The sequence below is a fragment of the Pseudonocardia halophobica genome (assembly GCF_027922425.1).
In the GTDB taxonomy this organism is placed as follows: Bacteria; Actinomycetota; Actinomycetes; order Mycobacteriales; family Pseudonocardiaceae; genus Pseudonocardia; species Pseudonocardia halophobica.
Window position 1 is genome coordinate 29,777 of record NZ_BSFQ01000037.1, and the last position, 13,058, is coordinate 42,834.

The 13,058-nt window shown below is 71.5% G+C and carries 10 protein-coding genes and 1 pseudogene; 3 read left to right on the plus strand and 8 right to left on the minus strand.

The window, feature by feature from the left end; translation table 11 throughout:
- Window positions 1-676 precede the first annotated feature (676 nt).
- The 6 genes from PKE99_RS29835 to PKE99_RS29860 form a co-directional block, all read right to left on the minus strand.
- Entirely contained in the window at window positions 677-1,423 is a 747-nt protein-coding gene (locus PKE99_RS29835; RefSeq protein ID WP_037052468.1) for a succinate dehydrogenase/fumarate reductase iron-sulfur subunit, read from the minus strand.
- Window positions 1,420-3,342 carry a fumarate reductase/succinate dehydrogenase flavoprotein subunit gene (locus PKE99_RS29840; protein WP_037052573.1) on the minus strand — a complete coding sequence of 641 codons (1,923 nt, stop codon included), beginning with the start codon at window positions 3,340-3,342 and terminating at the stop codon, window positions 1,420-1,422. Before PKE99_RS29840 ends, PKE99_RS29835 begins: the two co-directional genes overlap by 4 nt.
- 5 nt (window positions 3,343-3,347) lie before the next feature.
- Window positions 3,348-4,160: a succinate dehydrogenase subunit SdhC gene (sdhC, locus tag PKE99_RS29845; RefSeq protein WP_051738165.1), complete on the minus strand. Its 813-nt coding sequence runs from the start codon at window positions 4,158-4,160 to the stop codon at window positions 3,348-3,350.
- A gap of 212 nt (window positions 4,161-4,372) precedes the next feature.
- Window positions 4,373-5,131, minus strand: a complete 759-nt coding sequence (locus PKE99_RS29850) for a succinate dehydrogenase/fumarate reductase iron-sulfur subunit (protein ID WP_037052470.1) — start codon at window positions 5,129-5,131, stop codon at window positions 4,373-4,375.
- The gene (locus PKE99_RS29855) at window positions 5,128-7,071 is read right to left on the minus strand and encodes a fumarate reductase/succinate dehydrogenase flavoprotein subunit (protein ID WP_037052473.1); all 1,944 of its coding nucleotides are present in this window, start codon (window positions 7,069-7,071) and stop codon (window positions 5,128-5,130) included. Before PKE99_RS29855 ends, PKE99_RS29850 begins: the two co-directional genes overlap by 4 nt.
- Window position 7,072: 1 nt before the next feature.
- Complete coding sequence (locus PKE99_RS29860; RefSeq protein ID WP_231498406.1) at window positions 7,073-7,813, minus strand: succinate dehydrogenase cytochrome b subunit; 741 nt, start codon at window positions 7,811-7,813, stop codon at window positions 7,073-7,075.
- Window positions 7,814-7,889: 76 nt separating this feature from the next.
- Here PKE99_RS29860 and PKE99_RS29865 point away from each other — a divergent pair, with 76 nt between their 5' ends.
- Window positions 7,890-8,828 carry a LysR family transcriptional regulator gene (locus PKE99_RS29865; RefSeq protein WP_037052478.1) on the plus strand — a complete coding sequence of 313 codons (939 nt, stop codon included), beginning with the start codon at window positions 7,890-7,892 and terminating at the stop codon, window positions 8,826-8,828.
- A 12-nt stretch (window positions 8,829-8,840) separates the two neighbouring features.
- Here the strand turns inward: PKE99_RS29865 and PKE99_RS29870 are convergent.
- Window positions 8,841-9,638, minus strand: a pseudogene (locus PKE99_RS29870) (MurR/RpiR family transcriptional regulator); the annotation flags it as partial.
- 113 nt (window positions 9,639-9,751) lie between these two features.
- On the opposite strand from PKE99_RS29870, the gene PKE99_RS29875 reads away from it, so the two are divergent.
- Together PKE99_RS29875 and PKE99_RS29880 are read left to right on the plus strand one after the other, a co-directional pair.
- Window positions 9,752-10,531, plus strand: a complete 780-nt coding sequence (locus PKE99_RS29875) for an alpha/beta hydrolase family protein (RefSeq protein ID WP_037052480.1) — start codon at window positions 9,752-9,754, stop codon at window positions 10,529-10,531.
- 90 nt (window positions 10,532-10,621) lie between these two features.
- Window positions 10,622-11,626: an ABC transporter substrate-binding protein gene (locus PKE99_RS29880; RefSeq protein ID WP_037052482.1), complete on the plus strand. Its 1,005-nt coding sequence runs from the start codon at window positions 10,622-10,624 to the stop codon at window positions 11,624-11,626.
- 215 nt (window positions 11,627-11,841) lie between these two features.
- On the opposite strand, the gene recX is transcribed toward PKE99_RS29880, so the two are convergent.
- On the minus strand, window positions 11,842-12,813 hold the full coding sequence (gene recX / locus PKE99_RS38880) for a recombination regulator RecX (protein WP_306470765.1): 972 nt from the start codon (window positions 12,811-12,813) through the stop codon (window positions 11,842-11,844).
- Window positions 12,814-13,058 lie beyond the last annotated feature (245 nt).

The window sequence follows — 13,058 nt, forward strand, 5'->3', positions numbered from 1 at the left end:
CGACCCGGCCGGGCGCTCCCAACGGCTTCAGACCGTCCCTCACTGCACACCCGCCGGCGCGAGTCCGTGCGCTCGTCGTGATCAGCGACTACGTACACTTACAGCATCTCGGTCCGCCCGCACAGCACCGGACCGCCGATCATGCCGCTGGTGCACACCAGTCGAGTGCACGAGCGGTCGAGGGACCCGGCCGGGCGCTCGCAATGGCTTCAGACCGTCCCTCACTGCACACCCGCCGGCGCGAGTCTGTGCGCTCGTCGTGCTCAGCGATCGCGTGCGCCCACGGCAGCTCGGTCCGCCCGCACTGCACCGGACCGCCGATCCTGCCGCCGGTGATCATCGGTCGAGTGCACGGACGGTCCGACGTCCCCGCCGCACGATCGCGGCGCCTCCACACCCGTTCCGGCACAGCAGTCGTGAGTCGCGGGTGTGGCACGCCGTCCATCGGCCGGCGGCTCGTCGTGATCCCCAGTCACGTGCGCCCACGGCAGCGCAGCACGCCGCCACCGCACCGAGTCGCCGATCTTGTCGCCGGTGATCGCCGTCCGAGTGCACCGGAGGCCGCGCGGCCGCCACGAGAGACACCGGCCGACCGTCGGCGGAGGACGTGTTTCCCCAGCTCGTCCCGGGTCGTGAGTGGCAAGTGCCCCTCTAGGGGCACCTGCCACTCACGGGGTCAGCGGCGGAACAGCTTGTTGCCCAGCCACACGATCGGGTCGTACTTGCGGTCCACCACCCGCTCCTTCAGCGGGATGATCGCGTTGTCGGTGATCTTGATGTGTTCGGGGCAGACCTCGGTGCAGCACTTGGTGATGTTGCAGTAGCCGAGGCCGTGGTCCTCCTGCGCGAGGTCGCGGCGGTCGGCGGCGTCGAGCGGGTGCATGTCCAGCTCGGCGATCCGCATGAGGTAGCGCGGGCCGGAGAAGGCGGCCTTGTTCTCCTCGTGGTCGCGGACCGCGTGGCAGGTGTTCTGGCACAGGTAGCACTCGATGCACTTGCGGAACTCCTGGCTCCGCTCCACATCGACCTGCTGCATCCGGTACTCGCCGGGCGCCACGCCGGCCGGCGGGGCGAACGCGGGCACCTCGCGGGCCTTGACGTAGTTGTACTCGACGTCCGTGACCAGGTCCCGGATCACCGGGAAGGTCCGCAGCGGGGTCACCGTGATGACCTCGTCGTCGGCGAAGGTCGACATGCGCGTCATGCACATCAGCCGCGGCCGGCCGTTGATCTCCGCCGAGCACGAGCCGCACTTGCCCGCCTTGCAGTTCCACCGCACAGCGAGATCGCCGGCCTCGGTCTGCTGGAGCCGGTGGATGATGTCGAGGACGACCTCGCCCTCGTTGACCTCCACCGGGTAGTCGACGAGCTCGCCGCCGTCGGCGTCGCCCCGCCAGACCCTGAAGTGGTGCCAGTGGCTCATGCGCGCTCCCCCTGGCCGGCCCGGTGCCCGCCGAGCTCCTCGCCGGTGTAGTACTTCTTGAGTTCGTCGAGCTCGAACAGGTCGAACAGCTCGGGCCGCATCGGTATCTGCTCCTTGCGGGTCAGCTCCACGTCGTCCTCGCCGAGGCCCCGGCAGACCAGCAGGACGTGCCGCCAGTCGGAGTCCATGACCGGGAAGTCGTCCCGCGTGTGGCCGCCGCGGCTCTCCTGCCGCTCGAGCGCCGCCTTCCCCACGCACAGCGAGACCAGCAGCATGTTGCGCAGGTCGAGGGCGAGGTGCCAGCCCGGGTTGAACTCCCGGTGCCCCTCCACGCTGACGGTCCGGGTGCGGGCCGCGATGTCCTCGAGCTTCTTGAGCGCCATCTCCATCTCGTCGGCCTTGCGGATGATCCCGACGAGCTCGTGCATCGTCTTCTGCAGCTCCAGCTGCACGACGAACGGGTTCTCGCCGCCGTCCGTCGCGCTCGAGAAGGGCAGCAGGGCCCGCTCGATGGCCGCCTCGACGTCGCCGGACCTGACCTCGGGCAGCGCGCCGAGGCCGTCGGCGTACTCCGACGCGCCCAGCCCGCACCGGCGGCCGAACACGAGCAGGTCGGACAGCGAGTTGCCGCCCAGCCGGTTCGACCCGTGCATGCCGCCCGAGCACTCGCCCGCTGCGAACAGGCCCGGCACCGAACTCATCCCGGTGTCCGGGTCGACCTCGATCCCGCCCATGACGTAGTGGCAGGTCGGCCCGACCTCCATGGGCTCCTTGGTGATGTCGACGTCCGCCAGCTCCTTGAACTGGTGGTGCATCGAGGGCAGCCGCTTGAGGATCTCCTCGGGCTTGAGCCGCGAGGCGATGTCGAGGAACACGCCGCCGTGCGGGCTGCCCCGGCCGGCCTTCACCTCGGAGTTGATCGCCCGCGCGACCTCGTCACGCGGGAGCAGCTCCGGCGGGCGGCGGTTGTTGTCGGGGTCGGTGTACCAGCGGTCCGCCTCCTCCTCGGTGGTGGCGTACTGCTCCTTGAACACGTCCGGGACGTACTCGAACATGAACCGCTTGCCCTCGGAGTTCCGGAGCACGCCACCGTCGCCGCGGACCGACTCGGTGACGAGGATGCCCTTCACCGACGGCGGCCAGACCATGCCCGTCGGGTGGAACTGCAGGAACTCCATGTTGATCAGCGTCGCGCCGGCGCGCAGGGCCAGGGCGTGGCCGTCGCCGGTGTACTCCCAGGAGTTCGACGTGACCTGGTAGCTCTTGCCGACCCCGCCCGTCGCCATGACGATGGCCGGGGCGTCGAACCGGACGAACCTGCCGTCGTTGCGGAAGTAGCCGAAGCAGCCCGCGACCCGGCCGTCCGTGGTGAACAGCTCGGTGATCGTGCATTCGTGGAAGACGCGCAGGTGGGACTGGTAGTCCCCGGTGACCTTGTGGTCGTCCTGCTGCAGGGAAACGATCTTCTGCTGCAGCGTGCGGATCAGCTCGAGGCCGGTGCGGTCGCCGACGTGCGCCAGCCGCGGGTAGGTGTGCCCGCCGAAGTTCCGCTGGCTGATCTTGCCGTCCTTGGTGCGGTCGAACAGCGCACCGTAGGTCTCCAGCTCCCAGACGCGCTCGGGCGCCTCCTTGGCGTGCAGCTCGGCCATCCGCCAGTTGTTGAGGAACTTCCCGCCGCGCATGGTGTCGCGGTAGTGGACCTGCCAGTTGTCGTTGGGGTTCGCGTTGCCCATCGCCGCCGCGCAGCCGCCCTCGGCCATCACGGTGTGCGCCTTGCCGAACAGCGACTTCGAGATGATCGCGACCCGCTTGCCCTGCAGTCTCGCCTCGATCGCCGCACGCAGGCCCGCGCCCCCGGCCCCGATGACGACGACGTCGTAGGTGTGCTGCTCGACGGTCCGGTCGGTCTGGTCGGTCATCCGGTTCACCCCACGATCCGCAGGTCGGGAATCCAGCCCGCGGAGACGCACATGATGTAGGCGTCCGTGATCGCGAGGCTGGCCAGCGTGGTCCACGCCAGCTGCATGTGTTTGCCGTTGAGCTTCGTGACGAAGGTCCAGGCCTTGTAGCGCACCGGGTGCCGGGAGAAGTGGTTCAGCCGGCCACCGACGATGCTGCGGCAGGAGTGGCAGGACACCGTGTAGGCCCAGAGCAGCACCACGTTGGCGACCAGGATGATGTTGCCCAGCCCGAGGCCGAAGCTCCCGTCCGCCTTGATGAACGCCAGGATCGCGTCGTAGGTGTTGATGATCGAGATCAGCGCCGCGATGTAGAAGAAGTACCGGTGCAGGTTCTGCAGGATCAGCGGGAAGCGGGTCTCGCCGGTGTACTTGCCGTGCGGCTCCGCCACCGCACAGGCGGGCGGGCTGCCCCAGAAGGCCCGGTAGTAGGCCTTGCGGTAGTAGTAGCAGGTCAGCCGGAACAACAGCAGGAACGGCAGCGAGATCAACGCGTACGGCAGCCACGGCACGTCCGGCACGAACCGTCCGAAGTGCGCCGCCTGCTCCACGCAGCCGTAGGACACGCAGGGCGAGTAGAACGGCGTCAGGTAGTTGTACTCCGCGACGAAGTACCACTCCTGCATGAAGGCCCGGACGGTCGCGTAGATGACCCACGCGCCCAGCCCGACCAGGTTGAGCAACGGTGGGAGCCACCAGCGGTCGGTGCGGAGCGTCCGTGCCGCGATCCGGGCCCGGCCCGCGGCCCGCTGATCGGCGATGTCAGTGGTGGATGACACGTCGTCGTTGTCCCCGTCTTCTCCGGCGTCATTGCCTGTAGTGCGGATCACAGGAGCCTACGACGCGGGTCACAGCCGACGGGTGTCAGGTGGGGAACAAATGGGTACGGGAGACGGACGTCACACCGCGTGCCCGGTCCGTCACGCAGCACGACGAGCCCGACCCACACCTGGGGAATCGGGCTCGTGCGTGTGGAGTTGTCGACCCGGGGTCAGGCCTTCTTGCGCCGCCCGCCGACCGTCGCCTTGAGGTAGTCGTGGTTCAGCTGGGAGATCACGTCGAGCGGGATCTCCTTGGGGCAGGCCGTGGCGCACGCACCGGTGTTGGTGCAGCCGCCGAAGCCGGCGTCGTCGTGCGTCTCGACCATGTTGACCACGCGCTCCCAGCGCTCCGGCTGGCCCTGCGGCATCTCGCCGAGGTGGGTCAGCTTGGCGCCGAGGAACAGCGAGGCCGAGCCGTTCGGGCACGCCGCCACACAGGCGCCGCAGCCGATGCAGTTCGCCGCGGCGAACGAGCGGTCCGCGTTGGCCTTCGGCACCGGGGTGGAGTGCGCCTCCGGGGCCGACCCGGTGTTGGCGGAGATGTAGCCGCCTGCCTGGATGATCTTGTCGAACGCGCCGCGGTCGACGACCAGGTCCTTGATCACCGGGAACGCGCCGGCCCGGAAGGGCTCGACGGTGATCGTGGAGCCGTCGGCGAACTTCCGCATGTGCAGCTGGCAGACGGTGGTCGCCTTCTCCGGGCCGTGCGGGTGGCCGTCGACGACCATGCTGCACGTACCGCAGATGCCCTCGCGGCAGTCGTGGTCGAACGCGACGGGCTCCTCGCCCGAGAGGATCAGCTTCTCGTTCAGCACGTCGAGCAGCTCGAGGAACGACATGTCCTCGCTCGCGTCCTCGACGACGTAGGAGACCATGCGGCCCTTGTCGACGGCGTCCTTCTGCCGCCAGACGCGCAGGTTGACCTTCACTTGTAGCTCCGCTGGGTCGGGTGGACGTACTCGAACAGGAGCTCTTCCTTGTGCAGCACCGGGGCCGAGCCGCGCCCCGTGTACTCCCAGGCGGCGGCGTACGAGAAGTTCTCGTCGTCGCGCTGGGCCTCGCCGTCCTCGGTCTGGCTCTCGCCGCGGAAGTGCCCGCCGCAGGACTCCCTGCGGTGCAGGGCGTCCAGGCACATGAGCTCGCCGAGCTCGAGGAAGTCGGCCACGCGGCCGGCCTTCTCCAGGCTCTGGTTGAGCTCCGCCCCGGTACCGGGGATCTTCACGTTGTTCCAGAACTCGCGGCGCAGCTCGGGGATCAGCTCGAGGGCCTTGCGCAGGCCGTCCTCGGTGCGCTCCATGCCGCAGTAGTCCCACATGATGTGGCCCAGCTCGCGGTGGAACGAGTCGACGGTGCGGGTGCCGTTGATCGACAGCAGCGTCTCGATCCGGTCCTGGACCGCCTTCTCGGCCTCGACGACCTCGGGGGCGTCGGGGGCGACCTCCGGCAGCTTGTTCGACGCCAGGTAGTCGCCGATCGTGACCGGGAGGACGAAGTAGCCGTCGGACAGGCCCTGCATCAGCGCGGACGCGCCGAGCCGGTTGGCGCCGTGGTCGGAGAAGTTCGCCTCGCCCGCCACGTACAGGCCCGGGATCGTGCTCTGCAGGTCGTAGTCGACCCACAGCCCGCCCATCGTGTAGTGCACGGCCGGGAAGATGCGCATCGGGACCTCGTAGGGGTTCTCCCCCGTGATCCGCTCGTACATCTCGAAGAGGTTGCCGTACTTGGCCTCGACGGCCTTGCGACCCAGGCGCTGGATGGCGTCGTCGAAGTCCAGGTAGACACCCAGGCCCGACGGGCCGACCCCGCGCTTCTCGTCGCAGACCTCCTTGGCCGCGCGGGACGCGATGTCGCGCGGGACCAGGTTGCCGAAGCTCGGGTACTTGCGCTCGAGGAAGTAGTCGCGCTCCTCGTGCGGGATCTCCTTCGGGCTGCGGGTGTCGCCGATCTGCTTCGGCACCCACACCCGGCCGTCGTTGCGCAGCGACTCCGACATCAGGGTCAGCTTCGACTGGTGGTCGCCGGAGACCGGGATGCAGGTCGGGTGGATCTGCGTGAAGCACGGGTTGGCGAACAGCGCACCCTTGCGGTGCGCCCGCCACGCGGCGGTGACGTTGCAGCCCTTGGCGTTCGTCGACAGGTAGAAGACGTTGCCGTAGCCGCCCGTCGCGAGCACCACCGCGTCGGCGAGGTGCGTCTCGATCTCGCCGGTGACCATGTCCCGGACCACGACGCCGCGCGCCCGGCCCTCGACCACGACCAGCTCGAGCATCTCGTGCCGCGGGTACATGGTCACGGTGCCGGCGTTCACCTGACGCTCGAGCGCCTGGTAGGCGCCCAGCAGGAGCTGCTGGCCCGTCTGGCCGCGCGCGTAGAAGGTGCGGGAGACCTGGACGCCGCCGAACGAGCGGGTGTCGAGCAGGCCGCCGTACTCGCGGGCGAACGGCACGCCCTGCGCCACGCACTGGTCGATGATCTGGCGGCTGATCTCGGCGAGCCGGTGGACGTTCGACTCCCGGGCCCGGAAGTCGCCGCCCTTCACGGTGTCGTAGAAGAGCCGGTAGACGCTGTCGCCGTCGTTGCGGTAGTTCTTCGCCGCGTTGATGCCGCCCTGCGCGGCGATCGAGTGCGCCCGCCGCGGGCTGTCCTGGTAGCAGAACGAGGTGACCTGGTAGCCGGCCTCGCCCAGGGTCGCCGCCGCGGCGCCGCCGGCCAGGCCGGTGCCCACGACGATGATCTTGACCTTGCGCTTGTTGGCCGGGTTGACCAGCTTGACACCGAACTTGCGGCGCTCCCAGCGGGTCTCGATCGGACCGTCGGGGGCGGCCTTGTCGACGACGGGGGCGCCGACCGAGAAGTCGGAGTAGCTCATATCAGATCCATCCGAAGGTGACGGAGATCGGGACGATCAGGAAGCCCAGGACCAGCAGGCCCGAGAAGCCCGTGGCGATCGCCTTCAGGATCGGCTCGCGCTTGTTGCTGTTCCAGCCGAAGGTCTGGACGGCGCTCCACAACCCGTGGCGCAGGTGGAAGAAGATCGCCAGCAGCGCGATCACGTACCAGATGGTCACGTACCAGCGGCTCGGGGCGAAGTCCGCGGTCACGTTCTCGTAGACGGCCAGGTGCTCGCCGTGGGGGTTCAGCGTGCCGACCGTCAGGTCGAGGATGTGGTAGACGATGAAGAGCAGCACGATCACGCCGCCCCAGCGCATGGTGCGGGTCGTGTAGTTGCCCTTCACCTTGTTGCCGGCCGCGTACTTCACCGGCCGGGCGCGCTTCGCCCGCAGCGCGAGCAGGGTCGCCGCCCAGATGTGGCCGATCACCGCGAACGCCAGCACGATGCGGACGACCCAGACGAAGCCCTCCCAGCCGAGGACCGGCTGGAGCAGGGTACGGAGCCAGATCGCGTACTCGTTGATCGACGTCTGGCCCCAGAAGATCTGGAGGTTGCCGATCATGTGCACCACGAGGTACAGCACCAGGAACACGGAGCTGACCGCGATCACGAACTTGAGCAGGACGGCGGGGATGCGCGGCCGCTTGGGCCGGGCGGGCGCCGCCGCGGAACTTGCGGGGGCCTTCGCCGAGCCCCTGTTAGACACCTGTGTCGCCACGTCGTCAGTGCACTACTCAGGCGTCGGGCCGTCCAATGCATGGAGTCGGCATGATCTATGCACGTAGGCTATACACGTGACACTTCAGCAGCTTGCGTACTTCGTGGCGGTCGCCGACGTGCGCAGCTTCACTCGGGCGGCCGACGTCGTCGGTGTTGCCCAGCCCACACTGTCGCGGCAGCTCAGGGCCCTGGAGGACGATCTCGGGGCCCCGCTGGTGAACCGCGGGAAGATCGTCACGCTCACCCCGGCGGGTGAGGCGGTGCTGCCACTCGCCCGCCGGATGCTCGCCGACATGGACCTCGCCCGTACCTCCGTCGCCGAGCTCGTCGGGCTGCGGACGGGCCGGGTGCGGGTCGGCGCCACGCCGTCCATGTGCATCGGCCTGCTCGCCGACGTGCTGCGGCTCTTCCACGAGCGGCACCCGGAGATCCACCTGGAGCTGGCCGAGAACGGGTCGCAGTCGCTGGTGCGCGACCTCGCCCGCGGCGCCCTCGACGTCGCGCTGGTCATCGTGCCGCCCTCCGGCGTCGACCCGGCGCTGCACACGCTGCCCCTCCTGCGCGAACGGCTGTCGGTCGCCTCGCCGCGGTCCGGCCGGCCGCCGTCGTCCCGCGGGTCGATGACGGTCGCCGAGCTGTCCCGGCGCTCGCTGGTCATGGTGCGGCAGGGCTACGACCTGCGCGAGGTCACCCTCGACGCCTACCGCGCCGCGGGCGTCACGCCCAAGTTCGCCGTCGAGGGCGGCGAGATGGACGCCGTGCTCCGGCTGGTCGAGGCCGGGACCGGCGTCGCCGTGGTGCCGGACCTGGTGTTCGCCGGGCGCCCGCGGCTGCGGCGCACCGTGCTGACCCCGCCGCTCTACCGCACGGTCGCGCTGGCCCGCCGCACCGACATCGCGCCCACCCACGCCGCCCAGGCCTTCATCGACACCCTGCTCACCTACATCGGCTCGGTCGCCGTCACGGGCGGGCTCTCGGCCGACGTCCAGGTGCTGCACCGGCCCGAGGAGTAGAACCGGCCGCGCTCACCGCCGGTGCGTGGTGTCGCGGCTCAGGTCGGCGCGCAGCCGGGTCAGGATCTCGTCGGCCGCGACCACGGAGCGCTCGTCCCGAGCGGCGACCGCCAGGCACAACGCGTCCGTGAGGACCGCCGCGGTCAACCCCTCCCCCGTCACATCGCCGAGGCCGTGCACGGCGTCGAGCACGACGTCGGCGCGGTCCCCGAACGCCCCGCCCAGCGCGTCGGTGACCAGTACCGACCGGGCCCCGACGGCACGGACGTGGTCGAGCACCACCTCCGCGTCGACCGTGCGACGGGCCGGGAGATAGAGCACCACCACGGCGTCCGGACCGAGGCCCACCAGGTCGTCGGCCAGCCGGAAGCCGACCGCGCCCGTGGCCCGGGCCCGCCGTCCGATGCGGGTCAGCCGCAGCGCGAGCGCCCGCGCGACCAGCTCCGACGGGCCGATCCCGTAGCCGACCACCTCGCCCGCCCCCGCGATCAACGCCACCGCCGCGTCGAATGCCGCCCCGTCGACGGCCGCGGCCGTGCGCGCCAGCCGCTCCGCGGCCTCCGCGAAGACCCGCTCGAGCAGTCCCGCGGAGGAGTCCGCGGCCACCCTCCGGACCTGCGCCGCCGGTCCCGTCGCGCCCACGACCCGGTCGGTGAGGCTCTGCCGCAGCGCCGGCAGGCCCGCGAAGCCGAGCGTCCGAGCGGTCCGGACCACGGTGGCGTCGCTCGTGCCGGCGCCCTCCGCGATCTGCCCGGCGGACGCCAGGATCGCCTGCCGCGGGTGCGTGAGCAGGTAGTCGACGACGCGCTGCTCGCTTCGGTGAGCCGCACCGCCCGCACCCGGGCCTCGAGCGAGTCCGGCATCGCACCGCCTTCTGTAGTGCTCACTACATCTTTGGGAAGCCTCACTGTAGTGTTCACGACATGACGACGGCCGGAACCGACGCGCGCGGGCCCAGCCCGTTCTTCGCGGCGCAGGCCGACCGGCGCTTCTCCTACTGCCTCTACGCCCCGGCCGCGCGTGGCCCGTTGCCCCTGGTCGTGGTCGTGCACGGGACCCAGCGAATGGCCGAGCGGTACCGCGACGCCTACCGTGGGTTCGCCGAGGAGCACGGCTGCCTGGTCGTGGCGCCGCTGTTCCCCGCGGGGGCGGACGAGCCCGGCGACCTCTCCGGCTACAAGCGCCTGGAGTTCCGCGGCACCCGCTACGACCTGGTCCTGCTCGCGATGCTCGACGAGATCGCACTCCGGTACCCCGTCCGCACCGACCGCTTCCACCTGCACGGCTTCTCCGGGGGCGGGCAGTTCGCGCACCGCTTCGCCCTGCTGCACCCGGAGCGGCTGGCCTCGGTCTCCGTCGGCGCGCCGGGGCGGATCACCCGCATCGACCCCGGCACGCCGTGGTGGCTCGGCACCGCGGACGTCGAGGAGCGCTTCGGCCGCCGCCTCGACCTGCCGACGCTGCGGACGGTGCCCGTGCAGATGGTCGTCGGCGACCGCGACCTCGACACCACCGAGATCGCCGAGCCGGGGATCGACGCCGGCGGCGCCACCCGGATCGACCGACTGCGGAGCCTGCGGGCCAACTTCGAACGGCACGGGATCGGCGTCGACCTCGTGCTGCTGCCCGGCATCGGGCACCGCGGTCTCGAGGTCCAGCCGGCCGTCCAGCGGTTCCTCGCCGCGAGGCTGGGCGCCGGCTGACCCCACCACCCCGCCCCCCGATACTCCGGACATCCCGGCCTCCCGGCTGACACCACCACCCACCACCTCCCCCGCACCAGGAGAGGTCCCATGTCCCGCTTCGCCCTGCGCCGCGCGCTGTTGCCGGTGCTCCTGCTCGGGCTCGTCGCGGCGTGCGCGCAGCCCGCGCCCTCGCCGACCGGTTCCGGCAACATCGAGGTCGCCACCGGCGGCGCCCGGTTCTCCACCGCCGACGCCGCCACCGCCGCCCTGGGCGCCGACGTCGGCCCCGGCGTGTTCCCCCGCACGGTCACGCACGCCCGCGGGACAACCCGGCTCGAGGCCCGGCCGACCCGTGTGGTCGTGCTGGACACCGGCGAGCTCGACGACGTCCTCGCCCTCGGCGTGACCCCCGTCGGCCTGGCCAGCCCGGACGGGAAGGTCCCGCCCTACCTGGAGCCGAAGGTCGGCGGCGCCACCCGGCTCGGCACGCTCGACCCGCTCAATCTCGAGGCGGTCGCGGCGCTGAAGCCGGACCTGATCCTGGGCAGCCAGCTGCGGGTGGACCAGCTCTACGACCGGCTCACGGCCATCGCCCCCACAGTGCTGAGCATCCGGCCCGGCTTCCCGTGGAAGGAGAACCTGCGCCTGGCCGCGGCCGCCCTCGGCGAGGAGCAGAAGGCGGTCGACCTGCTCAACGCCTACCAGGGCCGGGCCGACGAGGTGCGCGCCGCGCTGGCCAGCGATCCCCCGACGATCTCGCTGGTCCGCTTCATGCCCGGCCGGCTCCGGCTCTACGGGAACCTGTCCTTCATCGGCGTGATCCTGCACGACGTCGGCCTCCCCCGGCCGCCGGTGCAGGACATCGACGAGCTGGCCACCGAGATCTCGGAGGAGCGGATCGACCAGGCCGCGGGCGACCGGATCTTCTACTCCAGCTACGGCGACCCGCAGACCACCGGCAAGGACGCCGTGGTCAACGGCGACCTGTGGTCCCGCATCCCCGCGGTGCAGGGCGGCCGGGCCCAGGAGGTCGATGACAGCGTGTGGTTCCTCGGGCTGGGCCCCACCGGCGCGAACCTGGTGCTCGCCGACCTCACGCGGCTGCTGGGCTGAGGACGCCGGTGGGGTGCTGCCGGGCCGGGTGCTGCCGGGCCGGGTGCTGCCGGGCCGGGTGCTGCCGGGCCGGGTGCTGTCGGGCCGGGTGCTGTCGGGTCGGGTGCTGCCGGGCCGGGTGCTGCCGGGCCGGCTGCTGCCGAGCCGGGCGACCCCGGGCCGAGCGCTGCTGGGCTGGGTGCTGCTGGGCTGGGCGTCGACTGCTGGGCCGGCGCTCAGTCGAGGTCGGCGGGGCCGAGCTCGTCCTCCTCGGCCCCGTGCTCGGCGAGGGCGGTGCGGACGACCCGGTAGGCGATCGGCGGCGGGTAGCCCTTGCGCGCGAGCATGCCGAGCAGCCGCCGGCCGGCCTTCTGGCGGTCCTCGGGGCCGGTCACGGTGAGGGTCCGCAGCCGCTTGTCGACGAGCTCGCGGGCGCGCTGCTCCTCGGCGGCGTCGTCGACCTCGGTCAGCGCCTCGTCGGCGACCTCCTTGGCGACGCCCTTGCGGCGCAGCTCCTGCGCGATCGCCCGCCGCCCGAGGCCCCGCGCACGGTGCCGCGAGCGGACCCACGCGTCGGCGAAGGCCTGGTCGTCGATGAGGCCGACCTCGTTGAACCGCTCGAGGACCTTCTCCGTGATCTCGTCGGCGACGCCCTTCTGGCGCAGTTTCGTGGCGAGCTCGTGCTTGGAGCGGGCGCGGTCGGTGAGCAGGCGCAGGCAGATCTCCTTGGCTGCGGCCTCCTGCTCCTCCGGGGACCGCGTGTCCTCGGCCGGCTCGCCCTCGGCTCCGCGCGAGGAGCCGCGGCGGCGTCCCCGGCTTCCCGCGCCGGGATCGCCCTGGGCGCGGCGCGAGCGACGCGGGCGGCGCTCGCCGGCACCCTCGTCGAGCAGGCCCTCGTCGAACAGGCCGCTCTCGGAGGAACCGCTTCCGGACGGGCCGCTGCCGGAGGGGCCGCGGTCGGGGTGGCTGGCGTCGGGGCGCCCGCTGTCGGCGGTCGTGCCGCCCCGCGACCGCCAGGCCCCACGCGCCCCGTCCCTGCGCCGGCGCGGCTCGCGATCAGTCGACCGCGCGGATCCGCGTCCTCCCTCGGCGGGACCGGTACCGCCCGCGCGTCGGGCGCGCCGGATCCGGAGATCCTCGAGGGAGAGGACCGTGGCCTGCTCCGCCGGCGCATCGAGCTCGCCCAGGTCCGCGGCCTCGTGTGCCACGGGCGCGCCGGGTCCGAGGGCGTCGAGGTCGACGAGCCCGATCCGCCGTTCCCGATCAGGGTCAGGTCCGGCGGTGCCGTCACACGCCGCGGCAGGTCGGACGGCACCGGCATCGGTCCGGGCAGGATCGACCAGCCGAGAGTCGCGTGGACCGGAGTCATTTGGCCCACGGTCGTGCGGCCCAGCCTCGCCCGACCCTGGGGCACTCGGCTCAGAGGCACTCGGCTCAGAGGCACTCGGTTCAG